Annotated in this window: 26 protein-coding genes; 9 read left to right on the top strand and 17 right to left on the bottom strand. The window is 52.4% G+C overall.

All coding sequences use genetic code 11. The annotated features are described in order from the left end of the window. Positions 1 to 212 precede the first annotated feature (212 nt). Positions 213 to 785 (bottom strand): D-glycero-beta-D-manno-heptose 1,7-bisphosphate 7-phosphatase, encoded by a 573-nt coding sequence (gmhB, locus tag G434_RS05125; protein WP_001140178.1) that lies wholly within the window; start codon positions 783 to 785, stop codon positions 213 to 215. A gap of 187 nt (positions 786 to 972) precedes the next feature. On the opposite strand from gmhB, the gene metN reads away from it, so the two are divergent. From metN to G434_RS05160, 7 genes are all read left to right on the top strand, one after another. Further along, positions 973 to 2,004, top strand: a complete 1,032-nt coding sequence (gene metN, locus G434_RS05130) for a methionine ABC transporter ATP-binding protein MetN (RefSeq protein ID WP_000593994.1) — start codon at positions 973 to 975, stop codon at positions 2,002 to 2,004. After that, positions 1,997 to 2,650, top strand: a complete 654-nt coding sequence (locus G434_RS05135; RefSeq protein WP_001294600.1) for a methionine ABC transporter permease MetI — start codon at positions 1,997 to 1,999, stop codon at positions 2,648 to 2,650. The genes metN and G434_RS05135 overlap by 8 nt, the downstream gene beginning before the upstream one ends. 39 nt (positions 2,651 to 2,689) lie before the next feature. Continuing rightward, positions 2,690 to 3,505 (top strand): methionine ABC transporter substrate-binding lipoprotein MetQ, encoded by an 816-nt coding sequence (metQ, locus tag G434_RS05140; protein ID WP_000874224.1) that lies wholly within the window; start codon positions 2,690 to 2,692, stop codon positions 3,503 to 3,505. A gap of 117 nt (positions 3,506 to 3,622) precedes the next feature. Next, positions 3,623 to 4,027, top strand: coding sequence for an Rcs stress response system protein RcsF (rcsF, locus tag G434_RS05145; protein WP_001202329.1), 405 nt, complete (start codon positions 3,623 to 3,625; stop codon positions 4,025 to 4,027). Beyond that, positions 4,024 to 4,731 carry a tRNA (N6-threonylcarbamoyladenosine(37)-N6)-methyltransferase TrmO gene (tsaA, locus tag G434_RS05150; RefSeq protein ID WP_000094026.1) on the top strand — a complete coding sequence of 236 codons (708 nt, stop codon included), beginning with the start codon at positions 4,024 to 4,026 and terminating at the stop codon, positions 4,729 to 4,731. The genes rcsF and tsaA overlap by 4 nt, the downstream gene beginning before the upstream one ends. A gap of 110 nt (positions 4,732 to 4,841) precedes the next feature. Beyond that, on the top strand, positions 4,842 to 6,560 hold the full coding sequence (proS, locus tag G434_RS05155) for a proline--tRNA ligase (RefSeq protein ID WP_001260707.1): 1,719 nt from the start codon (positions 4,842 to 4,844) through the stop codon (positions 6,558 to 6,560). A 52-nt stretch (positions 6,561 to 6,612) separates the two neighbouring features. After that, positions 6,613 to 7,437, top strand: coding sequence for a YaeF family permuted papain-like enzyme (locus tag G434_RS05160; protein ID WP_000360445.1), 825 nt, complete (start codon positions 6,613 to 6,615; stop codon positions 7,435 to 7,437). A gap of 29 nt (positions 7,438 to 7,466) precedes the next feature. Here the strand turns inward: G434_RS05160 and nlpE are convergent, their stop codons facing one another. Genes nlpE through G434_RS05175 form a run of 3 tightly spaced genes read right to left on the bottom strand, consistent with a single transcriptional unit; the run spans position 7,467 to position 9,155 of the window. After that, a complete protein-coding gene (gene nlpE, locus G434_RS05165) occupies positions 7,467 to 8,177 on the bottom strand; it encodes an envelope stress response activation lipoprotein NlpE (protein WP_000239199.1) in 711 nt (236 codons plus the stop codon). A 13-nt stretch (positions 8,178 to 8,190) separates the two neighbouring features. Then, positions 8,191 to 8,613, bottom strand: a complete 423-nt coding sequence (gene arfB, locus G434_RS05170) for an alternative ribosome rescue aminoacyl-tRNA hydrolase ArfB (protein ID WP_000635534.1) — start codon at positions 8,611 to 8,613, stop codon at positions 8,191 to 8,193. Then, positions 8,610 to 9,155 carry a YaeQ family protein gene (locus G434_RS05175; RefSeq protein ID WP_001185300.1) on the bottom strand — a complete coding sequence of 182 codons (546 nt, stop codon included), beginning with the start codon at positions 9,153 to 9,155 and terminating at the stop codon, positions 8,610 to 8,612. Before G434_RS05175 ends, arfB begins: the two co-directional genes overlap by 4 nt. Before the next feature lie 165 nt (positions 9,156 to 9,320). Here G434_RS05175 and G434_RS05180 point away from each other — a divergent pair, with 165 nt between their 5' ends. Both G434_RS05180 and rof read left to right on the top strand, forming a co-directional pair. Beyond that, positions 9,321 to 9,521, top strand: a complete 201-nt coding sequence (locus tag G434_RS05180; RefSeq protein WP_000417058.1) for a YaeP family protein — start codon at positions 9,321 to 9,323, stop codon at positions 9,519 to 9,521. After that, a complete protein-coding gene (gene rof / locus G434_RS05185) occupies positions 9,508 to 9,768 on the top strand; it encodes a Rho-binding antiterminator (protein WP_000062315.1) in 261 nt (86 codons plus the stop codon). The genes G434_RS05180 and rof overlap by 14 nt, the downstream gene beginning before the upstream one ends. A 48-nt stretch (positions 9,769 to 9,816) precedes the next feature. Here rof and tilS read toward each other — a convergent pair whose 3' ends face one another. The 13 genes from tilS to rseP all read right to left on the bottom strand — a co-directional run bounded on the left by tilS (position 9,817) and on the right by rseP (position 26,897). Further along, on the bottom strand, positions 9,817 to 11,112 hold the full coding sequence (gene tilS / locus G434_RS05190) for a tRNA lysidine(34) synthetase TilS (RefSeq protein ID WP_000176529.1): 1,296 nt from the start codon (positions 11,110 to 11,112) through the stop codon (positions 9,817 to 9,819). A 64-nt stretch (positions 11,113 to 11,176) separates the two neighbouring features. Beyond that, a complete protein-coding gene (locus tag G434_RS05195; RefSeq protein WP_000901098.1) occupies positions 11,177 to 11,566 on the bottom strand; it encodes a VOC family protein in 390 nt (129 codons plus the stop codon). A gap of 56 nt (positions 11,567 to 11,622) precedes the next feature. Continuing rightward, positions 11,623 to 13,764: a lysine decarboxylase LdcC gene (ldcC, locus tag G434_RS05200; protein WP_001020966.1), complete on the bottom strand. Its 2,142-nt coding sequence runs from the start codon at positions 13,762 to 13,764 to the stop codon at positions 11,623 to 11,625. A 98-nt stretch (positions 13,765 to 13,862) separates the two neighbouring features. Continuing rightward, entirely contained in the window at positions 13,863 to 14,822 is a 960-nt protein-coding gene (gene accA, locus G434_RS05205; protein ID WP_000055746.1) for an acetyl-CoA carboxylase carboxyl transferase subunit alpha, read from the bottom strand. A 12-nt stretch (positions 14,823 to 14,834) separates the two neighbouring features. Next, entirely contained in the window at positions 14,835 to 18,317 is a 3,483-nt protein-coding gene (gene dnaE, locus G434_RS05210; RefSeq protein WP_001294791.1) for a DNA polymerase III subunit alpha, read from the bottom strand. 36 nt (positions 18,318 to 18,353) lie between these two features. Further along, positions 18,354 to 18,950 carry a ribonuclease HII gene (rnhB, locus tag G434_RS05215; RefSeq protein WP_000569423.1) on the bottom strand — a complete coding sequence of 199 codons (597 nt, stop codon included), beginning with the start codon at positions 18,948 to 18,950 and terminating at the stop codon, positions 18,354 to 18,356. Next, entirely contained in the window at positions 18,947 to 20,095 is a 1,149-nt protein-coding gene (lpxB, locus tag G434_RS05220) for a lipid-A-disaccharide synthase (protein WP_000139685.1), read from the bottom strand. The genes rnhB and lpxB overlap by 4 nt, the downstream gene beginning before the upstream one ends. Continuing rightward, on the bottom strand, positions 20,095 to 20,883 hold the full coding sequence (lpxA, locus tag G434_RS05225; RefSeq protein ID WP_000565966.1) for an acyl-ACP--UDP-N-acetylglucosamine O-acyltransferase: 789 nt from the start codon (positions 20,881 to 20,883) through the stop codon (positions 20,095 to 20,097). The genes lpxB and lpxA overlap by 1 nt, the downstream gene beginning before the upstream one ends. Before the next feature lie 3 nt (positions 20,884 to 20,886). Next, positions 20,887 to 21,342: a 3-hydroxyacyl-ACP dehydratase FabZ gene (fabZ, locus tag G434_RS05230; RefSeq protein ID WP_000210739.1), complete on the bottom strand. Its 456-nt coding sequence runs from the start codon at positions 21,340 to 21,342 to the stop codon at positions 20,887 to 20,889. Positions 21,343 to 21,446: 104 nt separating this feature from the next. Beyond that, complete coding sequence (gene lpxD, locus G434_RS05235) at positions 21,447 to 22,472, bottom strand: UDP-3-O-(3-hydroxymyristoyl)glucosamine N-acyltransferase (RefSeq protein ID WP_001139282.1); 1,026 nt, start codon at positions 22,470 to 22,472, stop codon at positions 21,447 to 21,449. A 3-nt stretch (positions 22,473 to 22,475) separates the two neighbouring features. Beyond that, on the bottom strand, positions 22,476 to 22,961 hold the full coding sequence (gene skp, locus G434_RS05240; RefSeq protein WP_000758956.1) for a molecular chaperone Skp: 486 nt from the start codon (positions 22,959 to 22,961) through the stop codon (positions 22,476 to 22,478). A gap of 121 nt (positions 22,962 to 23,082) precedes the next feature. Beyond that, on the bottom strand, positions 23,083 to 25,515 hold the full coding sequence (gene bamA, locus G434_RS05245) for an outer membrane protein assembly factor BamA (protein ID WP_001240896.1): 2,433 nt from the start codon (positions 25,513 to 25,515) through the stop codon (positions 23,083 to 23,085). Positions 25,516 to 25,544: 29 nt separating this feature from the next. Next, positions 25,545 to 26,897: a sigma E protease regulator RseP gene (gene rseP / locus G434_RS05250; protein WP_001306222.1), complete on the bottom strand. Its 1,353-nt coding sequence runs from the start codon at positions 26,895 to 26,897 to the stop codon at positions 25,545 to 25,547. Positions 26,898 to 26,899 lie beyond the last annotated feature (2 nt).

Here is a 26,899-nt window from a genome sequence, read left to right as displayed (position 1 = left end):
CGGCTTTCAGCTCACTGTCGCGAGGTGGCGTATATTACGCTTTCCTCTTTCAGAGTCAACCCTGAATTTCAGGATTTTTCTCTTCAACCGAACCGACTGTTTGTGTGAAGTGATTCACATCCGCCGTGTCGATGGAGGCGCATTATAGGGAGTCGGCTCAGGAAGACAAGCGGAAAAATGCATTTTTATTTCAACCGCTCATCTTTTAATCATTACGCCGGTTTTTGCTGCTTTTTTATCGCTTGCGGCAGGTCTGCCAGGCTATTTAACACCCAATCCGCCGCGTTTTCTGCTTCAGGCGTAACAGGTTTACCCGTACGCACCAGCACTTTTGTTCCCACGTTCGCCGCAGCAGCTGCCTGCATATCTTCTAATTTATCGCCCACCATATAAGAAGCAGCCATATCAATATGCAAATAATCGCGTGCCGACAAAAGCATCCCCGGATGTGGTTTGCGGCAGTCGCAGACCTGGCGAAACTCTTCAACACTACCCTGCGGATGATGCGGGCAATAATAGATACCATCCAGATCGACATCGCGGTCCGCCAGCGACCAGTCCATCCACTCGGTCAGCGTTTCAAACTGTGCTTCAGTAAATTTACCGCGAGCAATGCCAGACTGGTTGGTGACTACCACCAGCGCGAAGCCCATTTTTTTTAGCTCGCGCATGGCGTCAATAACACCGTCGATAAATTCAAAGTTATCGATCTCATGGACATAGCCGTGATCGACATTAATGGTGCCATCACGGTCAAGAAAAATTGCGGGTACGCTCTTCGCCACCTTTTATAGCTCCTTAATAAGGCATGTGACGCTAGTATCGCATGTTTCGACCTGCAAGAAAGTGCTCTTCGCATAAACCTGATTGATTTAGACGTCTGGATGCCTTAACATCCATTTCATTGACGGCGTTGCCCGTTTCAGGCATTCGAAATGCCACGACTAACTTAATGACGATAATAAATAATCAATGATAAAACTTTCGAATATCACCAAAGTGTTCCACCAGGGCACCCGCACCATCCAGGCGTTGAACAACGTCAGCCTGCATGTGCCAGCTGGGCAAATTTATGGCGTTATCGGTGCCTCAGGCGCGGGTAAGAGTACGCTTATACGTTGTGTAAACCTGCTGGAGCGCCCAACCGAGGGTAGCGTGCTGGTCGATGGACAGGAACTGACCACGCTGTCAGAATCCGAGTTGACCAAAGCTCGCCGCCAGATTGGTATGATTTTCCAGCATTTTAACCTGCTCTCTTCGCGTACTGTTTTTGGCAACGTGGCTCTGCCGCTGGAGCTGGACAATACACCGAAAGACGAGATCAAACGTCGCGTGACGGAATTGCTGTCATTGGTTGGTCTTGGCGATAAGCATGATAGCTACCCGTCGAATCTTTCCGGTGGGCAGAAACAACGTGTGGCGATTGCCCGTGCATTAGCCAGCAATCCCAAAGTATTGCTGTGTGATGAAGCCACCAGCGCGCTGGACCCGGCAACGACACGTTCTATTCTCGAACTGCTGAAAGACATTAACCGCCGTCTGGGTTTGACGATTCTGTTGATCACCCACGAAATGGACGTTGTGAAGCGCATTTGTGATTGCGTGGCGGTCATCAGTAATGGCGAACTGATCGAGCAGGACACGGTAAGTGAAGTGTTCTCGCATCCGAAAACGCCGCTGGCGCAGAAGTTTATTCAGTCGACCCTGCATCTGGATATCCCGGAAGATTATCAGGAGCGTCTGCAAGCGGAGCCATTCACTGACTGCGTGCCGATGCTGCGTCTGGAGTTTACCGGTCAATCGGTCGATGCCCCACTGCTTTCTGAAACCGCGCGTCGTTTCAACGTCAACAACAACATTATTAGCGCGCAGATGGATTACGCCGGTGGCGTTAAGTTCGGCATCATGCTGACTGAAATGCACGGCACACAACAAGATACGCAAGCCGCCATTGCCTGGCTGCAGGAACACCATGTAAAAGTAGAGGTACTGGGTTATGTCTGAGCCGATGATGTGGCTGCTGGTTCGTGGCGTATGGGAAACGCTGGCAATGACCTTCGTATCCGGATTTTTTGGGTTTGTGATTGGTCTGCCGGTCGGCGTCCTGCTTTATGTTACGCGCCCGGGGCAAATTATTGCTAACGCGAAGCTGTATCGTACCGTTTCTGCGATTGTGAACATTTTCCGTTCTATCCCGTTCATTATCTTGCTGGTATGGATGATTCCGTTTACCCGCGTTATTGTCGGTACATCGATTGGTTTGCAGGCAGCGATTGTTCCGTTAACCGTTGGTGCAGCACCGTTTATTGCCCGTATGGTCGAGAACGCTCTGCTGGAGATCCCAACCGGGCTAATTGAAGCTTCCCGCGCAATGGGTGCCACGCCGATGCAGATCGTCCGTAAAGTGCTGTTACCGGAAGCATTGCCGGGTCTGGTGAATGCTGCGACTATCACCCTGATTACCCTGGTCGGTTATTCCGCGATGGGTGGTGCAGTCGGTGCCGGTGGTTTAGGTCAGATTGGCTATCAGTATGGCTACATCGGCTACAACGCGACGGTGATGAATACGGTACTGGTATTGCTGGTCATTCTGGTTTATTTAATTCAGTTCGCAGGCGACCGCATCGTCCGGGCTGTCACTCGCAAGTAACGTTCAACACAACATAAATAATTGAAGAAGGAATAAGGTATGGCGTTCAAATTCAAAACCTTTGCGGCAGTGGGAGCCCTGATTGGATCACTGGCACTGGTAGGCTGCGGTCAGGATGAAAAAGATCCAAACCACATTAAAGTCGGCGTGATTGTTGGTGCCGAACAGCAGGTTGCAGAAGTCGCGCAGAAAGTTGCGAAAGACAAATATGGCCTGGACGTTGAGCTGGTAACCTTCAACGACTATGTTCTGCCAAACGAAGCATTGAGCAAAGGCGATATCGACGCCAACGCCTTCCAGCATAAACCGTACCTTGATCAGCAACTGAAAGATCGTGGCTACAAACTGGTCGCAGTAGGCAACACTTTTGTTTATCCGATTGCAGGTTACTCCAAGAAAATCAAATCACTGGATGAACTGCAGGATGGTTCGCAGGTTGCCGTGCCAAACGACCCAACTAACCTTGGTCGTTCACTGCTGCTGCTGCAAAAAGTGGGCTTGATCAAACTGAAAGATGGCGTTGGCCTGCTGCCGACCGTTCTTGATGTTGTTGAGAACCCAAAAAATCTGAAAATTGTTGAGCTGGAAGCACCGCAGCTGCCTCGCTCTCTGGACGACGCGCAAATCGCTCTGGCAGTTATCAATACCACCTATGCCAGCCAGATTGGCCTGACTCCGGCGAAAGACGGTATCTTTGTCGAAGATAAAGACTCCCCGTACGTAAACCTGATCGTGACGCGTGAAGATAACAAAGACGCCGAGAACGTGAAGAAATTCGTCCAGGCTTATCAGTCTGACGAAGTTTACGAAGCAGCAAACAAAGTGTTTAACGGCGGCGCTGTTAAAGGCTGGTAATTTTTAGGCTGTTTCCACAATTTGTAATATCATTCAGGACGGGCGCTTGCCCGTCTTGTCATTTTTACAAGCTCCTGATTCAATATTGACGTTTTGATCATACATTGAGGAAATACTATGCGTGCTTTACCGATCTGTTTAGTAGCACTCATGCTAAGCGGCTGTTCCATGTTAAGCAGATCCCCTGTCGAACCCGTTCAAAGCACTGCACCCCAGCCGAAAGCGGAGCCTGCAAAACCGAAAGCGCCGCGCGCCACGCCGGTCCGAATTTATACCAATGCAGAAGAATTAGTCGGCAAACCGTTCCGCGATCTCGGTGAAGTCAGTGGCGACTCTTGCCAGGCCTCTAATCAGGACTCTCCGCCGAGCATTCCAACCGCACGTAAGCGGATGCAAATCAACGCCTCTAAAATGAAAGCCAATGCGGTATTACTGCATAGCTGCGAAGTCACCAGCGGTACGCCAGGTTGCTATCGTCAGGCTGTATGTATCGGTTCTGCGCTTAACATCACGGCGAAATGAGCAGTTTCCAATTCGAGCAAATAGGCGTTATTCGCTCGCCCTATAAAGAAAAATTCGCCGTTCCGCGCCAGCCAGGTCTGGTAAAAAGCGCCAACGGCGAACTGCATCTCATTGCTCCCTACAACCAGGCCGACGCCGTTCGCGGCCTGGAAGCGTTCAGCCATTTATGGATCCTTTTCGTCTTTCATCAAACGATGGAAGGCGGCTGGCGTCCGACTGTGCGTCCACCGCGCCTCGGCGGTAATACCAGAATGGGTGTTTTCGCTACGCGCTCCACTTTCCGCCCTAACCCGATTGGTATGTCGCTGGTAGAGCTGAAAGAGGTTGTTTGCCATAAAGACAGCGTGATTCTGAAGCTCGGCAGTCTGGATCTGGTAGATGGGACGCCGGTGGTGGATATCAAACCGTATCTCCCCTTTGCCGAATCGCTTCCCGATGCCAGTGCCAGCTATGCGCAAAGTGCGCCAGCTGCAGAGATGGCGGTGAGTTTTACCGCAGAGGTCGAAAAGCAGCTTTTGACGCTGGAGAAGCGTTATCCGCAGTTAACGCTGTTTATCCGCGAAGTACTGGCGCAGGACCCGCGCCCGGCCTATCGTAAAGGTGAGGAAACGGGCAAAACCTATGCCGTCTGGCTGCATGATTTTAACGTTCGCTGGCGCGTCACCGACGCAGGTTTTGAAGTCTTTGCGCTGGAACCGCGTTAAATTCACGCCCTTCTCTTTTGACATTTCTTTTGCACTGGTAAACTAAATCACTTTTTTTGTCCCAGGCTCACCTTGAGCCTGTTCTACCTTCCAACTGGAACCGTAACAACATGCGTACTAGCCAATACCTGCTCTCCACTCTCAAGGAGACACCTGCCGACGCCGAGGTGATCAGCCATCAGCTGATGCTGCGCGCCGGGATGATCCGCAAGCTGGCCTCCGGGTTATATACCTGGCTGCCGACCGGCGTGCGCGTTCTGAAAAAAGTCGAAAACATCGTGCGTGAAGAGATGAACAACGCCGGTGCGATCGAGGTGTCGATGCCGGTGGTTCAGCCAGCCGATTTGTGGCAAGAGAGTGGTCGTTGGGAACAGTACGGTCCGGAACTGCTGCGTTTTGTTGACCGTGGCGAGCGTCCGTTCGTACTCGGCCCAACTCATGAAGAAGTTATTACAGACCTGATTCGTAACGAGCTTAGCTCTTACAAACAGCTGCCGCTGAACTTCTATCAGATCCAGACCAAGTTCCGCGACGAAGTGCGTCCGCGTTTCGGCGTCATGCGTTCCCGCGAATTCCTGATGAAAGATGCTTACTCTTTCCATACTTCTCAGGAATCCCTGCAGGAAACCTACGATGCAATGTATGCGGCCTACAGCAAAATCTTCAGCCGCATGGGGCTGGATTTCCGCGCCGTACAGGCCGACACCGGTTCTATCGGCGGTAGCGCCTCTCACGAATTCCAGGTGCTGGCGCAGAGCGGTGAAGACGATGTGGTCTTCTCCGACACCTCTGACTATGCAGCGAACATTGAGCTGGCAGAAGCTATCGCGCCGAAAGAACCGCGCGCTGCTGCTACCCAGGAAATGACGCTGGTTGATACGCCGAACGCGAAAACCATCGCGGAACTGGTTGAACAGTTCAATCTGCCGATTGAGAAAACGGTGAAGACTCTGCTGGTTAAAGCGGTTGAAGGCAGTAGCTTCCCGCTGGTTGCGCTGCTGGTGCGTGGTGACCACGAGCTGAACGAAGTTAAAGCAGAAAAACTGCCGCAGGTTGCAAGCCCGCTGACTTTTGCGACCGAAGAAGAAATTCGTGCCGTGGTTAAAGCCGGTCCGGGTTCACTGGGTCCGGTAAACATGCCGATTCCGGTGGTGATTGACCGTACCGTTGCAGCGATGAGTGATTTCGCTGCTGGTGCTAACATCGATGGTAAACACTACTTCGGCATCAACTGGGATCGCGATGTCGCTACCCCAGAAATTGCTGATATCCGTAACGTGGTGGCGGGCGATCCAAGCCCGGATGGCCAGGGTACACTGCTGATCAAACGTGGTATCGAAGTTGGTCACATCTTCCAGCTGGGTACCAAGTACTCCGAAGCACTGAAAGCCTCCGTACAGGGTGAAGATGGCCGTAATCAAATCCTGACGATGGGTTGCTACGGTATCGGAGTAACGCGTGTAGTAGCTGCGGCGATTGAGCAGAACTACGACGAACGCGGCATCGTATGGCCGGACGCTATCGCACCGTTCCAGGTGGCGATTCTGCCGATGAACATGCACAAATCCTTCCGCGTACAGGAGCTTGCTGAGAAACTGTACAGCGAACTGCGCGCGCAGGGTATCGAAGTGCTGCTGGATGACCGCAAAGAGCGTCCGGGCGTGATGTTTGCTGATATGGAACTGATCGGTATTCCGCACACTATTGTGCTGGGCGACCGTAACCTCGACAACGACGATATCGAATATAAATATCGTCGTAACGGCGAGAAACAGTTAATTAAGACTGGTGACATCGTCGATTATCTGGTGAAACAGATTAAAGGCTGATGCCAGAAAGGGTCCTGAATTTCAGGGCCCTTTTTTACATGGCTTGTATAAAATGGATAAACCAAAGGCGCATTGCTGCCTGCTTCTCCCCTGCTTTCTTTTCCTTTCGGCCTGTACCGTAGATATCAGCCAGCCAGACTCATCAGCCACAGCGGTAGATGCCGGGGCGAAAACATGGGCAGTCCAATTCCAGCATCAAAGCTCTTTTACCGAACAATCAATAAAAGAAATAACGGAACCTGATCTCAAACCCGGCGATTTGCTGTTCTCCTCAAGCCTTGGGGTAACCTCATTTGGAATCCGCGTCTTCAGCACTTCCTCTGTGAGTCACGTTGCAATCTATCTGGGTGAAAATAACGTTGCAGAAGCGACAGGCGCTGGCGTCCAGATTGTTTCCCTCAAAAAAGCGATGAAGCATAGCGATAAGCTTTTCGTCTTACGAGTCCCGGATCTTACCCCGCAACAAGCCACAGAAATCACCGCGTTCGCCAACAAAATTAAAGATAGCGGTTACAACTATCGCGGCATTGTCGAATTTATTCCCTTTATGGTGACTCGCCAGATGTGCTCACTGAATCCGTTCTCCGAGGATTTTCGTCAACAGTGCGTCAGCGGCCTGGCGAAAGCGCAGTTAAGCAGTGTGGGCGAAGGAGACAAAAAGTCGTGGTTTTGTTCGGAATTTGTCACTGATGCATTTGCCAAAGCCGGGCATCCGCTTACCCTGGCGCAATCGGGCTGGATTAGCCCTGCCGATCTGATGCATATGCGTATTGGTGATGTCTCTGCGTTTAAGCCAGAAACGCAGTTACAGTATGTTGGGCACCTGAAGCCAGGGATTTATATCAAGGCGGGTCGCTTTGTTGGGCTGACTCAGTGATGAAAGCCGGAGAATGCTCCGGCTTTCAATTACTGCCCCAAACTACTGCAATCCTGGTTCGGGTAAAATTTACCTGCCGTATCGGGCGCTAATACTTTGGTTGGCGCACCGGTATCCGGATTAGCCTCAAGCGTAAAGTGACCTTCTACTGACAGTAACATCGGTTTTTCACTATGACCGCGCGCCGCCAGGTAGCCACGCTCCAGCTCTGCATTATTCGCTACCATGAAACGTTTTCCGGTCGCGCAATCAGTGAAGGTCGCCGCATCAGCCATATAAAAATACATGCCCCGCAGGGTCATCGGCGTCATGGGTAAACTGGATTGCGCCGGTTCCAGCGTATAGTAGAACTGCGATTCAATCGGATTACCTTCACGATCGAGCATCTCCAGCGCATCGCCTTTCGCCCGATAATATGACTTTTCACCTTTGCTGTCGGTTAATACCAGCTTGTCAGCGGTTCGCGCCCATGTACCGTAGGAAGCGAAAGAGGAAGGCTCTTCACGCGCACCAAGATAGCGTTCATTCATCACCCAGGTTCCATCTTTTTCGAGGAACAGAGAGGTTTCGATCCCTTCGCAATCGGCACACGGCAGCACGCCGCGCCAACTTTGCGGCATCGGTTTCAGTTCGGCAGCCTGCGCCGGAGAAAGCGTGTCGACTTCGGCCCGATTATTACATCCCATCAGAGTAAAGAGGCTGATTACAGCCATCGCTGTCACTATCGCTTTTTTCACCATCCATTCCTTCTTTTTATTCCCGACCGCTGCGCACTTTGCCGCGCATCGCCTTCACGCTTGATTTTTGTGCTTTCGATGCCAGCCTGCGCTCTTTTGATGCGCGGGTGGGCCGCGTGGGTCGTCGGGCTTTTTGTTCTGTTGTTAAATCTTTAATCACTGCCACCAGCCGGGCCAGCGCCGCTTCGCGGTTGAGCTCCTGATTGCGGTATTCCTGTGCCTTAATGACAATCACGCCATCACTGCTGATCAAATGATGGCTGGCGGCGAGCAGACGCTCTTTGTAATACTCTGGCAGGCTGGACGCCCGAATGTCAAAACGCAGATGAATAGCCGTTGAGGTCTTATTAACATGCTGCCCGCCCGCGCCCTGCGCACGAATGGCGGTGATCTCAAGCTCACCATCGGGGATAGCAACATGTCGGGAAATCACAATCATGAAGGTTGTTGCCAGACGGTTAAGTTCACTTCCAGATTATTCTTATCATCCGATAACCAGATCACGCCATCCTGAATCGTTGCCTGCAGCGTCATGGTACGATCGGCAAAGGCGCTTACTTTCGCCAGTTGTTCATCGTCCAGATACCAGACGGAAAGATTGGCAAACTGCGCACATTTGCTCTGATTTTGCTGCCACCAGATTTGCGCCGCCCGACTATTATAGGCAAACAGCGCTACTTCTGCGGCCTGGGTGCAGGCTTTCTTAATCCGCCGCTCATCCGGCAGCCCCAGCTCAATCCACAAATCAATGCCCAAATGATCGTTACGCCGCCACGCTTCCGGCTCATCATCGGCACACAAGCCACGGGTAAATTGCAGACGTTCATCGGCATATTTTAGCCACGCCAGCAGGCGCAGCATCATACGCTCCTGGGTTTCTGAAGGATGGCGCGCCAGCGTCAGAGAGGCATCGAGAAACTGGTTGCGGTCGAGATCGGCCACATTAACCGTCGCTTTATAAATTGTCGCTTTAAGCGCCATAAGAAAACTCCTTTCGAATCAGGAGGCCATTGTAACGGAATACGTGCAGTTGCGGCGCTGATATTGCAGAAATGAGTGTGGTATAGTCACCTTGCGAAACAGAGTTTATCTTCGTAGGCTTAGACTTGCATCCACGGTTAAGTCAGAGTGCTGACAGGAGGGCATGTGGAAAAATATTGTGAGTTAATACGCAAGCGGTACGCGGAAATCGCCAGCGGAGACTTAGGATACGTTCCGGACGCGCTGGGCTGCGTTTTGAAAGTGCTGAATGAAATGGCTGCCGACGACGCCCTTTCTGAGGCTGTCAGGGAAAAAGCAGCATACGCTGCGGCAAACTTACTGGTGAGCGATTATGTCAATGAATGATACGTATCAACCAATCAATTGTGATGATTACGATAATCTTGAGCTCGCCTGCCAGCATCATTTAATGCTGACACTTGAGCTGAAAGATGGCGAAAAATTGCAGGCGAAGGCCAGCGATTTAGTCTCCCGCAAAAATGTGGAGTATCTGGTCGTCGAGGCCGCTGGTACAACCCGCGAGCTGCGTCTGGATAAAATTACCAGCTTTAGCCACCCGGAAATCGGTACGGTGGTGGTGAGCGAGTCCTGATTGACTTTTGCCGGATGCGACGTTTGATGCGTATCCGGCCTTCACTGACTAACCATTTCTCTGCCAGACAAAACTTACTCCATTCTCACTTTCAGCCATACCTTCTTGCGTCATAAATACTCCTGCCGCCGCAATCAGCGTTTCGCCATAAAACAGCAGTGGCGTGGTGTCACGTAGCCACGGCGGAACGCCCAGCTCCTGCCAGATTTTCTTCAGCTTACGTCCGCCGTTGCGCCCGATAATATGCAGCAATCCTGGCGCTTTGAAACGTACGCTGACCGCTTCGTCTGCACGCGGAGGGCGAATATCGCCTCCCGCAGTAAGCTGTACACTTCCCAGTCCCGCCGGTAATTCCAGCGGTTGTAGCCACGTCTGCCACGGCACAATGGTTTCGCTTTGCCCAGTGACGGATTTAATCCACCACAGTTGCGACTGATAGCGGCGGATTTCAAACGCGCCCAGGCGTAAACAGGGGGAAGCATCTTCCCGCGCCAGCGCCACTTCCTGCCAGATCCTCACCAACGCGTCGCGGGAAGGCATCGGTGCATTCTTCCCTGCCAGCCAGCGGCGGATAATCGCCGCGCGGCGGGCATCACTCATCGCCAGCATTGGCGCAATCTGCAGCGTCCCCTGCGACGTTTGACAGTGCGCTATATCATCCGCCAGCAGTTCATCTAACAGGCTCTCTTGTTCAGCGCAAAGCGCAGCGCTGCGGGCCGTTGCTTCGGCAAAATGCGGCCAACGCTGCTGCAATAACGGCACCACGCGCAGGCGCAGGAAGTTACGATCGTAGCTATCATCCTGATTACTTTCGTCTTCAATCCAGCGTAAACCATGCGCCAATGCCCACTGCTCCAGTTCCCCCCGCGTGCGGGCGAGCAACGGGCGGATAAGCCGTGTTCCGGCAAACTCCGAAACTTCCCCCATAGCCGAAAGCCCGGCAGGGCCGCTACCGCGTTTTAGCGCCAGCAGAAAGGTTTCACATTGATCGTCGAGATGTTGCGCGGTGACCAGCACTTCACCGGGCAACAAGGTGCGGGCAAATGCCTGATAACGTGCCTGCCGCGCCTGGGCCTCAATACCTAGCCCCTCTTGCGCAAGTTGCACGCGCTCGACCACCAGCGGCACCTGCCATTGTTGGCAGATGTTCTCGCAATGCCTAACCCAGGCGTCGGCATTGGCACTTAAACCGTGATGCACATGAATAGCGCGCAGAGTGACGCCCGGATTTTCCGCCCGCCACTGCACCAACTGATGCAGCAAAACGGTGGAGTCAAGCCCGCCGCTAAAGGCCACCAGAATCTGGCGTGAGGTGAGAAGTTGTCTATTGAGCGTGAGTGTCATGATGGTGCGATTTTACAGTAGCAATGCCCGGCACGTTACCGGGCAAATGCGGCGATGACAAGCCTTACTGCTCATACAGTTCCAACGGCAGCCCGTCCGGATCGTTAAAGAACGTGAAGCGTTTTTGCGTGTATGGATCGACACGGATGGCTTCACACTTCACGTTATGGCTTTCAAGGTGCGCCACTGCCGCATCGATATCATCAACGCTAAAAGCCAGATGACGCAGGCCGCAAGCTTCCGGTCGGCTGGGGCGCTCCGGCGGGAACGGAAATGAGAAAAGCTCAATCACATATTGCCCATTAAGCGCCAAATCCCCTTTCCACGAGTCGCGCGCTTCGCGATAGACTTCGCTTTGCAGCGTGAAACCAAGAATATCGCAGTAGAAAGCTTTGCTCACCGCATAATCCGTCGCAATAATCGCAATATGGTGAACCTGTTTTAAACCCAGCATAACGTCTCCTTTATTTGTTAACAGCACGTTACTCGCCCGGAAGCCGCTCTGGCAAGTTATCCCGCCATTTTTAGGACTCGTACGCGGTAAACGCCGTCTTCGTCCTGTTTCGCGCCGTGAATATCCGTTTCAAAACCGGGGTAATGTTGCCCTACGGAACAAAGCATCAGTAGAAAATCGAGTACTGTGCGGCTCTCTTTGGTCAGCATTTCTCCCGGCATCAGCAGCGGTACGCCAGGTGGATAAGGCAGGATCATATTTGCCGATACTCTACCGACCAGTTGTTCCAGCGCAATGGTTTCCACTTCGCCTTTAATCTGTCTCTGCCATGCCTGATGTGGCGTCATGATCATCTCCGGCAAGGTATCAAATGCCCGCAACATCAAACCGGGAAGATCGTGTTTACGAATCAGCTTATGGATCCCTTGCGCCAGATCCTGAATGCGCATATTGCGGTAGAAATCGGGATCTTCAGCATAGAGATCGGGCAGCATATTTTTGATCCGCAGGTTGAGATCGTAAGAGCGCTTAAATTCCGTCAACCCACGCAATAATCCCATTGCTTTGGTTTTATCGATTCCAATACTAAAGAGAAACAGCAGGTTATAAGGACCGGTTTTCTCTACTACGATCCCTCGTTCGTCGAGGAATTTTGCTACCAGCGCCGCCGGGATCCCCTCCTCGCTCATATTGCCCTGCTCGTCCATCCCCGGTGTCAAAATAGTGACTTTAACCGGATCGAGAAACATATGATCGGCATCCGCATCGTTAAAGCCGTGCCACTGTTCGCCAGGCGCAACGGGCCAGCATTCGGCTTCATCCACCTGCGGCGGTTGCCAGATATCGAAAAACCAACCGTCAGACTCTTCCCGCAGCCGCTGGACCTCTTTGCGAAAATGCAGCGCCCGCTCCACCGAACGGTTAATCAGCCGTTTGCCCGGATTACCACGCAGCATCGCCGCCGCCGTCTCAACCGAAGCAACAATGGGATAACTGGGCGAGGTGGTGGTATGCATCATAAAGGCTTCGTTAAACGCCTCTTCGTCATACTCGCCTTTAATGTGGATCAGCGAAGCCTGCGATAACGCCGCCAGCATTTTGTGGGTCGATTGCGTTTCGAAGATCACTTTTCCCGCAACACGCTCGCCGCTCATACCACTTTTACCCTGGTAGATCGGATGAAAATGGGTGTACGGCACCCAGGCGGAATCGAAGTGGATCGAGGGGACATCCAGCGTCTGTTTGATCCAGTCGGTGTTGTAGAGCAAGCCATCATAGGTTGAGTTGGTGATCACCGCATGAACCGGCCATTGTGCTTGCGTGGTGGCAGCGACTTTCTCTTCGATACTGTCGCGAGAAAATTCACGGCGCGGGATCCCACCAAGAATCCCCAACGCATTACGCGTCGGTTTCAGCCAGACTGGCACTACATCGTTCATCATCAACAGATGCGCCAGCGATTTATGACAATTGCGGTCAATTAACAGCGTACTGCCGGACGGCGCGGCGTACATACCCACAATTTTGTTAGACGTCGATGTTCCGTTGGTAACGATATAACTCTGTTCCGCGTCAAAAGTCCGCGCGATGTACTCTTCTGCTTCCAGGTGTGGCCCGGTGTGGTCGAGCAACGAACCAAGCTCGGTAACCGAAATAGAGACATCAGCCTTAAGAGTATTCCCGCCGAAAAAATCATAAAACAGACAGCCAACCGGGCTTTTTTGATATGCGGTGCCGCCCATATGACCCGGCGTACAAAAGGTGTACTTCCGCTCTTTGACGTAGGTAAACAAGGCTTTCGTGAACGGCGGTGTAATGTTATCAAGATATTCGTCGGTGTACTGACGCATACGAATGGCGATATCTTCCGCCTGCCCCAGCGCATATTCAAAAAACCAGAGCGCCATCCGCATATCCTGCACGCTGACATCCATCGTCGAGTGGGTGTTGATGAAGGCATAAAGCGGGAGATATTCATTAAGCTGATTGATATCGCTACATAAATCGAGACTGTACTCATCCCAGTCAAAAATCACGCCGCAAATTCGAGGGTTATGTTCGATAAATTTCAGCAAATCAACGCTGTTTTGTGGCCAGATAATCTGAAAGCCTTGCGCCACCAGCGCCGACTCCAGTTCTTTGATGGGCTCATCTTTATAAAAGACGCCATGCGGTCCCATAATGGCAATGATGTTCATGTGTTCCTCCTGGAAAATCCTTCCTTAATCATAGCCTGCTCAAACCGTGGCGATAAAAAAGGGCCACCGAAGTGACCCTTTTTCAGAACTTTTGCGAATTACGCGTAACCGTAGCTCATCAGGCGCTGATAACGACGATTTTTTAAATCTTCAGTGCTTAACACGTCGAGATCGGCCAGATCCGCCAGCAGTTGCGCTTTCAACGATGCCGCCATCGCTTCCGGGTTACGATGAGCGCCGCCCAGCGGTTCCGGGATGATGGAGTCGATCAGTTTCAGCTCTTTCAGACGCGGAGCGATGATACCCATCGCTTCAGCCGCCAGCGGCGCTTTGTCGGCGCTCTTCCACAGAATGGACGCACAACCTTCCGGCGAGATAACGGAATAGGTGCTGTATTGCAGCATATTCACTTTATCGCCCACGCCAATCGCCAGCGCGCCGCCAGAACCACCTTCACCGATAACGGTACAAATAGTCGGTACGCTAAGGCGAGACATTTCACGCAGGTTGCGTGCAATGGCTTCAGACTGACCGCGCTCTTCTGCGCCCACGCCCGGATAAGCCCCCGGGGTGTCGATAAAGGTGATGATTGGCATTTTAAAGCGTTCAGCCATTTGCATCAGACGCAGTGCTTTGCGGTAACCTTCTGGCGCTGGCATACCAAAGTTACGGCGAATTTTTTCTTTGGTTTCACGACCTTTTTGATGACCAATGATCATCACCGGACGACCATCGAGACGGGCGATACCACCGACGATAGCTTTATCGTCTGCATACGCGCGGTCGCCAGCCAGTTCGTCAAATTCATCAAATGCCAGGCGAACGTAATCCAGGGTATAAGGACGCTGTGGATGGCGTGCCAGTTGCGCAATCTGCCATGCACCGAGATCGGCGAAGATTTTACGCGTCAGTTCTACGCTTTTTTCACGCAGACGATGCACTTCTTCATCGATGTTAATATCCAGTTTCTCATCCTGACGGCTAACCGCAGTCAGAGAATCGATTTTCGCTTCCAGCTCTGCAATCGGCTGTTCAAAATCAAGGAAATTCAGACTCATAGTATTCCTGTATTAGTCAAACTCCAGTTCCACCTGCTCCGAACCAATGAGGCCACGGAGATCGTTTAATAAACGATCGCTCGGAGAGACACGCCACGTCGCGCCAAAACGCAACCGCGCGCGTGCATCCGCCCTCTGATAGTAGAGATGTACTGGAATTGTCCCAGAGCGGTGGGGTTCCAGAGACTGACGGAGTCGGTTTAAAAGCTGGTCATCAATTTGCCTGTCCGTCAGCGAGATAGCAAGCCCGCGAGCATATTTTTCCCGGGCTTCGTCAATATCCATCACTTCGCGAGCGGTCATTTTAAGCCCACCGCTGAAGTCATCAAAGCTGACCTGTCCGCTGACGATAAGTATGCGGTCTTTTTCCAGCAATTGCTGGTATTTATCCAGGGCGTCAGTAAACAACATCACTTCCAGCCGCCCGGAACGGTCATCCAGCGTGCAGATACCGATACGATTGCCGCGCTTGGTGACCATAACCCGCGCGGCAACAACGAGCCCCGCAGCCGTGATGACTTTACCACGTTCTGTCGGGTGCATGTCTTTCAGCCTTACGCCTCCGACATAACGCTCAATCTCTTTTAAATACTGGTTGATAGGGTGTCCGGTCAGGTACAGGCCTAACGTTTCACGTTCCCCATCTAATACCACCTGCTCCGGCCACGGTTGGCAGCTGGCGTAGGATTGTTCAATTTGTTCCGGCTCTTCGGCCAGCACACCGAACATATCGGCCTGACCGATAGCTTCCGCTTTCGCGTGTTGATCTGCCGCTTTTAACGCATCGCCCAGCGAGTTCATCAGCGCCGCGCGGTGTGGCCCAAGACGGTCAAACGCCCCGGACATGATCAGTTTTTCCAGTACCCGCCGGTTTAACTTTTTGGTGTCGGTACGGGCGCAGAGATCAAACAGTTCGCGGAAGTAGCCGCCTTTATTACGGGCTTCGATGATCGCCTCAATCGGACCTTCACCGACCCCTTTGATCGCGCCAATACCATACACGATTTCGCCGTCGTCGTTGACGTGGAAATGGTAAAGACCGGAGTTTATATCCGGCGGCAGGATTTTCAGCCCCATCCGCCAGCACTCATCCACCAGGCCCACCACCTTCTCGGTATTGTCCATATCGGCGGTCATTACCGCCGCCATAAACTCCGCCGGATAGTGCGCTTTCAGCCATAACGTTTGATATGACACCAAAGCATAGGCCGCAGAGTGCGATTTGTTAAATCCGTAACCCGCGAATTTCTCCACCAGGTCGAAGATTTTCATCGCCAGTTCGGCGTTGATTCCGTTCTTTTCTGCACCTTCAGCAAATACAGAACGCTGCTTAGCCATCTCTTCCGGCTTTTTCTTACCCATCGCACGACGCAGCATATCCGCGCCACCGAGGGTATAACCAGAAAGCACCTGGGCAATCTGCATGACCTGTTCCTGATACAGGATGATGCCGTAGGTTGGCTCCAGTACCGGTTTCAGGCTTTCATGCTGCCACTGCACGTCCGGATAGGAGATCTCTTCGCGACCATGTTTACGGTCGATAAAGTTATCCACCATCCCTGATTGCAACGGACCGGGGCGGAACAGTGCCACCAGTGCGATCATATCTTCGAAGCAGTCAGGTTGCAGACGCTTGATCAGGTCCTTCATGCCGCGCGATTCAAGCTGGAATACCGCAGTGGTTTCCGAGCGTTGCAGCATGTCGAAGCTTTTCTTATCATCCAGCGGGATCGCGGCGATATCCAGCGGCGGCTCGCCATTCTTCGCCCGCCGCTTGTTGATCATCTCCAGCGCCCAGTTGATGATGGTGAGCGTACGCAAACCAAGGAAGTCGAACTTCACCAGTCCGGCGTATTCAACGTCGCTTTTATCAAACTGGGTGACCGGATGTTTGCCCTCTTCATCGCAGTAAAGCGGCGCAAAATCGGTAATTTTGGTCGGTGCGATAACCACCCCACCGGCGTGCTTACCGGCGTTACGGGTGACCCCTTCCAGTTTGCGCGCCATGTCGATCAGCGCCTTAACTTCTTCATCCGCTTCGTAGATTTCCGGCAGCTGCGGCTCGGCTTCAAACGCTTTCGCCAGCGTCATCCCCGGATCGGGCGGGATCAGTTTCGAGATACGATCGACAAATCCGTACGGATGCCCCAGTACACGGCCTACGTCGCGGATCACCGCTTTCGCCGCCATCGTACCGAAGGTGATAATCTGCGATACCGCATCGCGACCGTACATGTCCGCCACATGTTCGATAACCTGGTCACGTTTCTCCATACAGAAGTCAACGTCGAAGTCAGGCATGGAGACACGTTCCGGGTTAAGGAAACGTTCGAACAGCAGGTCAAATTCCAGCGGATCGAGATCGGTGATTTTTAACGCGTAGGCCACCAGTGACCCTGCACCAGAACCACGGCCTGGCCCTACCGGTACACCGTTATCTTTCGACCACTGGATAAATTCCATAACGATGAGGAAGTAACCCGGGAAGCCCATCTGGTTGATAACCTGAAGTTCAGTATCCAGACGTTCGTCATACTCCGGACGACGCTTAAGACGTTCTTCCTCGTCAGGGAATAAAAATGCCAGACGCTCTTCCAGGCCCTCTTTTGCACGCATGACCAGATAATCTTCGGTGCTCATGTCCCCGGTCGGGAACTGCGGCAGGAAGTATTCACCAAGACGCACAGTTACGTTACAGCGTTTGGCGATCTCAACGGTGTTGGCAAGGGCTTCTGGGATGTCGGCAAACAGCTCGCACATCTCCTCTTCGCTACGCATATATTGCTGCGGCGAATAGTTACGCGGGCGTTTAGGATCGTCGAGGGTAAAGCCGTCGTGGATCGCGACGCGGATTTCGTGTGCGTCAAAGTCGCTGCTGTCGATAAAGCGCACGTCGTTGGTCGCCACAACGGGCAAACCGCGTGATTCCGCCAGTTCCACCGCAGCGTGCAGATAGCTTTCTTCGTCCGGCCTGCCGGTGCGGATCAGCTCGAGAAAATAGCGATCCGGAAAGTGTTCTTCATAAAACGCGACACACTCATCTACCAGCGCGCTGTTACCACGCAAAAGACTGCGTCCAACGTCGCCCATGCGCCCGCCGGAAAGAAGGATCAACCCTTCATTTAATTCGATAAGCCAGTCGCGATCGATGATCGGCCCGGCGGCACCGTACCCGCGCTGATACGCTTTTGAGATCAGCAACGTCAGATTCTGATAGCCGGTATTGTTCGCCGCCAGCACCGTCAGGTGGGTTAACTCATCACCCAGCAGGTCGCACTGGACGTTAAAATCCGCCCCGACGATGGGCTTAATCCCTGCGCCATGTCCCGCTCCGTAGAACTTCACCAGACCGCAAAGGTTGGTGAAATCGGTGATCGCCAGTGCTGGCATACCCAACGCCGCCGCCTTTTTTACCAGCGGTGCGGTTTTGGCCAGGCCATCGATCATCGAGTAGTCGCTGTGCACCCGCAGGTGTACGAAACGTGGTTCAGACATCTTCAGATTCCGGTTTACTTAATCTCGACACAAGAATCAGGACGCAAGTCCCAGTGCGCGTTTGACAGGCCCAAAGCTGCGCCGATGGTGTTCGGTCGCGCCGTGTTCAGCCAGTTTTTCCAGATGAAAAGCGGTTGGATACCCTTTGTGTTGGGCAAAACCATATTGCGGGAAAACAATATCCAGCGCCGCCATTTCGGCGTCACGCGTCACTTTCGCCAGGATAGACGCGGCACTGATTTCCGGTACGCGGCTATCGCCTTTCACCACAGCCATCGAAGGCATCGGTAATTTCGGGCAGCGGTTACCATCAATCAACACATATTCCGGCGCAATATGCAGTCCAGCGACGGCACGCTGCATCGCCAGCATGGTCGCATGTAAAATATTCAGTTCGTCGATTTCGTGAGGTTCCGCGCGGCCCAGACTCCAGCTCAACGCTTTCTCTTTGATCTCTTCACAGAGCGCCAGACGGCGTTTTTCGCTCAGCTTTTTGGAATCATTCAGCCCGGCAATTGGGCGCGCCGGGTCAAGGATCACCGCAGCGGTGACGACCGCGCCAACTAACGGCCCGCGTCCGACTTCATCCACACCCGCAACCAGCTGCGTGTGCGGATAAACAAATTCGATCATTGTGCTAACTCCAGAACGGCTTGTGCCGCCTGCTCATCGGCATTGCAGCGGATCTGCTGATGCAGTTCACGGAAGGTGTCGTGCATCGCGTGGCTGGTTTTCCCGTTCGCCAGCAGCGGTAACAGCGCCGCAGCCAGTTTTTGCGGCTCACACTCTTCCTGCAATAACTCTTTGACTAACTCTCTGCCCGCCAGCAAATTGGGTAGAGAGACGTAATCAGTTTTCACCAGTCGCTTCGCCAGCCAGAAGGTAAAAGGCTTCATGCGATATCCCACTACCATCGGGCATTTCGCCAGCATGCACTCCAGTGCTGCCGTCCCCGACGCCAGTAGTGCCGCATCGCTGGCGACCATCGCCTCACGGCCCAACCCATCCAGCATATGAACCGACAGGTCTGGCGCAACTTCAGCTTTGATGCGTTCAAACTGCTCGCGGCGTTTGGCATTCACCAGCGGCACCACGATTTCGAGATCCGGATATGTCTGGCGCAAAAGCTGGGCCGTTTTCAGGAAATCGGCACTAAGCATTTCGACTTCTGCACCACGGCTGCCCGGCAACAATGCCAGACAGTGGGCATCGTGAGGGATCCCCAGTACATCACGGGCACCATTTTTATCTGGATCTAACGGCATGGCATCAGCCATGGTATGACCGATAAAGCGGCACGGTACGTTGTATTTGTCATAAAACGCTTTTTCGAAAGGCAGAAATGCGAGCACCAGATCGGTGGCTCTGCCTATTTTGAAAACGCGTTTCTGTCGCCACGCCCAGACGGACGGACTGACGTAATGAATGGTTTTGATACCCTGCTTTTTGAGGTTACCTTCAAGGGTAATATTGAAGTCAGGCGCATCAATACCGACAAAAACATCTGGCTTCAGTTCGCCAAAACGCGTTGTCAGATCGGCACGAATATGCAGTAAGCGACGCAGACGCCCGAGCACTTCAACAATGCCCATCACCGCCAGCTCTTCCATTTCGTACCAGGCTTCGCAGCCTTCAGCCTGCATTCGTGGCCCGGCAACACCAACAAAGCGGGCGTTGGGCACACGTTCTTTCAGAGCGCGGATTAAACCGGCCCCCAGGATATCGCCGGAGGTTTCTCCGGCGACCAGGGCAATCGTTAATGGACGCTGTTCAGTCATTAACGAATCAGACCGCGCGTTGAGCGTGCAAAGAAATCGGTAAAGGCTTTCACTTCCGGATATGTTTCCGCCAGTTCAGCAATTTCCGGTTTCACTTCATCGAGCGTTTTACCGCTACGATAAATCAGCTTATACGCATTGCGGATAGCGGTAATCGCCTCACGGCTGAATCCGCGGCGCTTCAGCCCTTCGATATTGACACCGAACGGCGTTGCGTGGTTACCCTGCGCAATGACATAAGGAGGGACGTCCTGCGCCACACCGGAGCAGCCGCCAACCATCACGTGCGCACCAATGATGCAGAACTGATGGACTGCGGTCATGCCGCCGATGATCGCGAAGTCGTCAACCGATACGTGACCCGCCAGCGTTGCGTTGTTGGCGAGAATACAGCGGTTACCTACCGTACAATCGTGCGCAATGTGCGCGTTGATCATCAGTAAGTTGTCGCTGCCCACCTTCGTCAATCCACCGCCCTGGACTGTGCCACGATGAATGGTGACGCTTTCGCGAATGCGGTTACGATCGCCGATTTCCACGCGGGTCGGTTCGCCAGCATATTTCAGATCCTGGTTAACTTCGCCGATGGAGGCGAACTGATAAATCTCATTATCGCGGCCAATTTTAGTATGACCATTCACGACAACGTGAGATTTCAGTACGGTACCCTCACCAATTTCGACATGGGGTCCAACGATACAAAAAGGACCAATGTGAGCGTTCGCGCCAATCGACGCGCCCTCTTCCACAATGGCGGTTGGATGCACAAAGGCGGATTTATCAATCACGTATCAGGCCTCCCGGCTACGAGCACACATCATCGTTGCTTCGCAAACTACTTTACCGTCGACCAGAGCAACCCCTTTAAAACGGGTCAGGCCGCGGCGCGTTTTTTCGAAAGTGACTTCCATGATCATTTGATCGCCAGGCACGACCGGGCGCTTGAAGCGCGCTTCGTCAATACCAGCGAAGTAGTACAGCTCACCCGGTTCCAGTTTTCCTACGCTTTTAAACGCCAGAATACCTGTTGCCTGTGCCATTGCTTCCAGAATCAGCACCCCCGGGAAAATCGGTTTTCCAGGGAAATGGCCCTGGAAGAATGGCTCATTGACAGAGACATTTTTTACTGCGCGCAGAAAACGACCTTCTTCAAAATCCAGCACGCGATCCACCAGTAAGAACGGGAAACGGTGCGGCAGAAGTTCTAAAATCTCTTCAATCTGCAGAGTATGAGTGTTAGTAGTCAAGATACTCTTCCTGTCAAAATATAAGAAACGACAATAATAACACGGCCTGCCGCAATCGTAAGAATGAGACAGGCCGTAAAGTTTGGCGAACAAAAGATGGAACGTTAGTCTTGTTGATTAACCTTGCGCTCAAGCGATTTCAGACGCTTGCTCATGTCATCAATGTTCATCACCAGTGCAGCGGTTTTGCGCCAGACTTTGTTGGGTTGCAGCGGAATGCCTGAGGAATAGACGCCTGGTTCAGTGATGGGACGCATCACCATACCCATGCCCGTAACCGTCACTTTGTCGCATATTTCCATATGCCCGTTGATTACGCTGGCTCCGCCGATCATGCAGTAACGACCAATTTTCAGGCTGCCCGCCATAATGACGCCACCGGCAACCGCCGTATTGTCGCCAATCACGACGTTATGTGCAATCTGGCACTGGTTATCAATGATCACGCCATTGCCAATAACAGTGTCATCCAGCGCGCCGCGATCGATGGTCGTACATGCGCCGATCTCCACGCGATCGCCAATAATTACGCGACCTATCTGCGGGATCTTCACCCAGTTACCACGATCGTTGGCATAACCAAAGCCGTCTGCACCTACCACTGTTCCGGACTGGATCAGGCAATTCTGACCGATCTGGATCTCATGGTAAATGGTTACGTTCGCCCAGAGACGCGAACCTGCACCGATTTTGCTGTTTTTACCTACGAAGCAACCGGCACCGATAATCACGTTATCGCCCAGTTCAACGCCGGACTCAATCACAGCGTTAGCGCCAATCGATACGTTGTTACCCAGCTTCGCCGTCGCGTCGATCACCGCACTGGGTGCAATGTTCTGCGCGGGCTGCGGCGTGGTATCTAAAATTTGCGCCATGCGCGCGTAAGTCAGGTAGGGATTCTTCACTACCAGCGCGGCACTTTTCGCGAAAGGAAGATCGTCCTGGGTCATGACAACCGCGGACGCCTGGCACAAGCCTAAATGCTCACGGTATTTTGGGTTAACCATGAACGTGATGTGACCTGTTTGTGCAGATTGCATGGACGCAACGCCGGTGATGACGATATCGCCATCACCGTGTAGTTCTGCATCCAACTGCTGCGCTAAATCAGCCAGTCGAATTGAAGGCATTACTTATTTAACCTGTTTCAGTACGTCGGCAGTGATGTCTTTTACATCGCTGCTGTTGTAAGCAACGGCGTTTGCATCAACAACCAGATCGATATCCTGGCTGTTGGCAACGGATTTCACAGCAGTCTGGATACGAGTAACCAGTTTGCCGCGTTCTTCGTTGGAACGACGTGCGCGATCCTGCTCAAAAGCCTGCGCTTTCTGAGCAAAAGTCTGGCGCTGAGCCATCACGTCTTTTTCCAGTTTGGTGCGATCGCTGCCCGCTTTCATGGACTGCAGCTTTTTCATTTTAGCCTGCAGATCGGTTTCCATACGCTGCAGTTCGCTGGCACGGCCTTTGAACTCATTTTCCAGCGTGTTAGAAACACCGGTTTTCTGCGCTACCTGCTGGAACAGGCTGCCCATATTGACGATTGCAATTTTGTCAGCCGCCTGAGCAGAAGTTGCCAGTGCTAAACCGAGACCTGCAGCTAATAACCACTTTTTCACAATAAACTCCTTACCATCCCATTTGCACCGGAGGGTGCAGTTCTTTGCGTGGCCCGGCGATCTTATATTGATCGCCTAAAGTCATCGCTACACTACCACTACATTCCTTTGTGGAGAACACTTACCAGGTTTTACCGATGTTAAACTGGAACTGTTCTGCCTTGTCTCCATCGTACTTTTTGAACGGCTGGGCGTAGGAGAACACCAACGGCCCCAATGGGGACATCCATTGTAATGCGATACCCGCAGACATACGGATATTGCTTGGATCACTATAGTCCGGATATCCAGAATATTGGCTGGAATCCCAGTTTGTATCCCAAACGGTACCCATATCCCAGAAGAAGGAAGTACGAACCGAGTTAGCATACTTGTCGCTAATGAACGGCGTCGGGGTGATGAACTCGAGGCTGGCAACCGCCATAGCGTTACCGCCTACAGCATCATCCGATTTACACAGGTCTTTCGCGCCGTCCTGAGTCGCACATTCGTAATCATAGTCCGGATCATAATTACTAGCCTGATGCGGGAAGTAAACTGCTTTCGGACCAATGGTATTGGACTGGAAGCCACGCACGGTGCTGGAACCACCGGCATAGAAGTTCTCGTAGAACGGCATCTCTTTGCCGCCTAAACCATCACCATAACCCCAGCGGGTACGACCCAGAACAACCCATTTGTGATCGTCATCGATCGGCACATAAGTCGCCGTGTCTAACGTCACTTTGTAGTATTCGTTATCCGATCCCGGAATGGTCACTTTACCGGTCAGGTTGACACGTGAACCATCTGTCGGGAAGTAACCACGGTCAAGCTTGTTGTAGGTCCAACCATAGTTGAACGTGAAGTCGTCCGTTTTGAAGCTGTTATCCTGATCAGAGGTGCTCGGATGTTCACCCATAGAGTACAGATAACGCCACATCGCAACCTGAGGCTGCATGTTGGACAGGGAGTTATGTACATAACCCAGACCTGCACGCAGCGAGTTATATTCGTTGATCGGGAAGCCCAACGTCACGTCTGTACCATAACTCTTGTTGGTATAGTCGGACAGGTCGGCGTCATCTGCCTGGAAGTCATTATAGAAGAGACGACCACCGAGGCTTACGCCATCTACGGTGAAGTACGGGTTGGTTACCGACAGTTCAGCATAGGTCTGGTAATCGTTTTTGGTCCCGTTGATACCAACAGCATAACCCGTACCTAACCAGTTATCCTGTTGCACACCAGCCTGGAAGCTCACGCCACTTTCAGTACCGTAACCAATCCCGAAGTTGAAGCTACCGGTGTTACGTTCTTTCACCTTGTAGACTACATCAACCTGGTCCGGGCTACCCGGAACACGTTGGGTATCGGTATCGACAGTTTCAAAGAAGCCCAGACGATTCAGACGCTCCTTACCCTGATCGACCAGATCGCTCCCCAGCCATGCACCTTCCATCTGACGCATTTCGCGACGCAGGACGGCATCTTTCGAGGTATCGTTACCTTCAAAACGGATCTTACGCACGTAGAAACGGTTACCCGCATCAACGTTCACGCGTAATTTAACGGTTTTGTCGGCATCGTTAATTTCAGGCATCGACTGTACGCGCGGATAGGCATAACCATAGCGACCAAGAAGCTTTTTAATGTCATCTTCCATTTTGGTCACTTTGGTGCCGTTATACAGCTCGCCCGGCTCGATCTTAGTCAGCTGCTCAATTTCAGCGGAGTGCCCGGCAAGGTTGCCGCTCACTTCAACGCCAGAAAGCTTGTACTGATCGCCTTCGGTGATGTTCACCGTGACGTAAATACCTTTTTTATCTGGCGTCAGACTGACCTGGGTAGAGTCGATGTTGAAACGGGCATAACCGCGATCCAGATAGTAACTGCGCAGGGTTTCAAGGTCGCCCGCCAGTTTCTGTTTCTGGTATTTACGATCGCCGACCACGTTCCACCACGGCACTTCGTCACGCAGTTGGAAATGAGAGATCAGTTCGTCGGTGGTGAAAGCATGGTTACCAACAATGTTAATTTGCTGGATTTCAGCTGACACACCTTCCTGGAACACCAGTTTTAGGTCAACACGGTTGCGCGGCAGCGGGGTCACGACAGCTTTAACGCTGGCGCTATATTTACCGACGCTGTAGTAGAAGTCTTCCAGACCTTTCTCGATATCGGCAATGGTGGTGCGATCGAGGGATTCGCCCACACGCACGCCAGAAGCCTCGAGGTTTTGCTTCAGCATGTCATCTTTCACCGATTTGTTACCGGAGAAAGTAATGCTGGCAATGGTCGGACGTTCTTTTACCTGAACCAGAAGGGTATCACCATCACGAAGGACGCGAACATCCTCAAAGTTGCCGGTAGCAAACAGAGCGCGAATGGTATTACTGATATCTTCATCATTAACCGTGTCGCCTGTGCGCACCGGCATACTGAGGAGGGCCGCACCAACGGCGACACGCTGAAGGCCTTCGAAATGAATATCTTTCACTACGAACCCTTCAGCACCGTATACGGTGGCGCTGCTAAACAGCAGCGACGCTATGAGCAACTTTTTCATCGCCATCGTTATTATGCGTTCTTCCTAACTAACTCTCATAACCGAGAGAAATCATTGAAAAGTGCAAGCCCCATTAACAGCACCAGCAAAATCGAGCCAATGCGATAACAAAAGTCTTGAACCCGCTCGGATACCGGTCCGCCCTTGATCTTTTCGATCGCAAGGAACAGCAGATGCCCCCCGTCAAGTACGGGCAACGGAAACAGGTTAATTATCCCTAAGTTCACGCTAATAAGCGCAAGAAACGGCAGGTAATAAACAACCCCGAGTTCCGCTGTCATCCCAGCCCCCTTGGCGATAGAGATCGGCCCACTGAGGTTGTTCAGTTTCACATCACCGGTGATCAATTTTCCCAGCATACTGACCGTCAGCTTCATCAACTGCCACGTTTTGTCCGTGGCTTCGACGATGGCGTTGAACGGCCCATACTGGCGTACAACTTTATACTCATCAGGCAAAGGAATGACTTTCGGCTCAATACCGACAAAACCAATCGCTTTACCATTACCCGGTTTACTCTCCGGGATTAATGTCAAAGACAAGGGACTCCCCTGCCTTTCGATTTCTAACGCTAAGGATTTACCCGGGTTATCCCGGACAAGCATCACAAAGGTCACCCACTGCGTTAAGGGCTGACCATCGACTTTAACGATCCTGTCGCCTGCTTGCAAACCTGCCTTGCTTGCCGCCGAGTTTGGCTGCACATTTTCCAGTACAGGTTCAATTTGCGGCCCACGAGGACGAATCCCCAGCGAAGTTACCGGATCTTCTTTATCAGGCTCAAACGCCCAGTGACGTAAATCGAGCTTTACATCTTGCCGTTGGTCGCTGCCAAATGGCGCTACCGTAATGGTGGTGCTTTCATCGCCAATTTTATCGACCAACTGCAAACGCACGGCATCCCAATCAGGCGTTTCGATACCATCTACGGCTTTTAGTTCCGTACCTGGTGCAATTTGTGCTTCCGCAGCTATCGAATTGGCTGCTATTTCGCCAACCACCGGACGTACGCCAGGCACACCAATAATAAAAACCAGCCAGTAGGCAAAGATAGCAAAAATGAAGTTTGCAACCGGACCTGCGGCAATAATCGCCGCTCGTTGGCCGACAGATTTATTATTGAAGGCATGGTGGCGGAGTTCCGGAAGGACCGGTTCTGCGCGCTCATCCAGCATTTTGACATAACCGCCCAACGGGATCAGGGCGATAACATATTCGGTGCCGAGCTTATCAGTTCGCCGCCAGAGCGCCTTACCAAACCCTATTGAGAAACGCTCAACGCGAACACCACAACGCCGGGCAACCCAGAAATGACCAAATTCATGCACGGTGATAAGTACACCCAGTGCAACGATGAACGAAGCCAAATCCCAGAGAAAACTCAGCATAT

Origin of the sequence: Escherichia sp. KTE172, assembly GCF_000408845.1 — a bacterium.
Taxonomy (GTDB): Bacteria; Pseudomonadota; Gammaproteobacteria; order Enterobacterales; family Enterobacteriaceae; genus Escherichia; species Escherichia coli.
Note: the sequence above shows the minus strand (reverse complement) of the source record. Positions and strands in the feature narration are given on the sequence as shown.

Coding starts and splice junctions, on each gene's coding strand:
- metN (WP_000593994.1), top strand. CDS start 973: ATGATAAAACTTTCGAATATCACCAAAGTGTTCCACCAGGGCACCCGC.
- G434_RS05135 (WP_001294600.1), top strand. CDS start 1,997: ATGTCTGAGCCGATGATGTGGCTGCTGGTTCGTGGCGTATGGGAAACG.
- metQ (WP_000874224.1), top strand. CDS start 2,690: ATGGCGTTCAAATTCAAAACCTTTGCGGCAGTGGGAGCCCTGATTGGA.
- rcsF (WP_001202329.1), top strand. CDS start 3,623: ATGCGTGCTTTACCGATCTGTTTAGTAGCACTCATGCTAAGCGGCTGT.
- tsaA (WP_000094026.1), top strand. CDS start 4,024: ATGAGCAGTTTCCAATTCGAGCAAATAGGCGTTATTCGCTCGCCCTAT.
- proS (WP_001260707.1), top strand. CDS start 4,842: ATGCGTACTAGCCAATACCTGCTCTCCACTCTCAAGGAGACACCTGCC.
- G434_RS05160 (WP_000360445.1), top strand. CDS start 6,613: ATGGATAAACCAAAGGCGCATTGCTGCCTGCTTCTCCCCTGCTTTCTT.
- nlpE (WP_000239199.1), bottom strand. CDS start 8,177: ATGGTGAAAAAAGCGATAGTGACAGCGATGGCTGTAATCAGCCTCTTT.
- arfB (WP_000635534.1), bottom strand. CDS start 8,613: ATGATTGTGATTTCCCGACATGTTGCTATCCCCGATGGTGAGCTTGAG.
- G434_RS05175 (WP_001185300.1), bottom strand. CDS start 9,155: ATGGCGCTTAAAGCGACAATTTATAAAGCGACGGTTAATGTGGCCGAT.
- rof (WP_000062315.1), top strand. CDS start 9,508: ATGTCAATGAATGATACGTATCAACCAATCAATTGTGATGATTACGAT.
- tilS (WP_000176529.1), bottom strand. CDS start 11,112: ATGACACTCACGCTCAATAGACAACTTCTCACCTCACGCCAGATTCTG.
- G434_RS05195 (WP_000901098.1), bottom strand. CDS start 11,566: ATGCTGGGTTTAAAACAGGTTCACCATATTGCGATTATTGCGACGGAT.
- ldcC (WP_001020966.1), bottom strand. CDS start 13,764: ATGAACATCATTGCCATTATGGGACCGCATGGCGTCTTTTATAAAGAT.
- accA (WP_000055746.1), bottom strand. CDS start 14,822: ATGAGTCTGAATTTCCTTGATTTTGAACAGCCGATTGCAGAGCTGGAA.
- dnaE (WP_001294791.1), bottom strand. CDS start 18,317: ATGTCTGAACCACGTTTCGTACACCTGCGGGTGCACAGCGACTACTCG.
- rnhB (WP_000569423.1), bottom strand. CDS start 18,950: ATGATCGAATTTGTTTATCCGCACACGCAGCTGGTTGCGGGTGTGGAT.
- lpxB (WP_000139685.1), bottom strand. CDS start 20,095: ATGACTGAACAGCGTCCATTAACGATTGCCCTGGTCGCCGGAGAAACC.
- lpxD (WP_001139282.1), bottom strand. CDS start 22,472: ATGCCTTCAATTCGACTGGCTGATTTAGCGCAGCAGTTGGATGCAGAA.
- bamA (WP_001240896.1), bottom strand. CDS start 25,515: ATGGCGATGAAAAAGTTGCTCATAGCGTCGCTGCTGTTTAGCAGCGCC.
- rseP (WP_001306222.1), bottom strand. CDS start 26,897: ATGCTGAGTTTTCTCTGGGATTTGGCTTCGTTCATCGTTGCACTGGGT.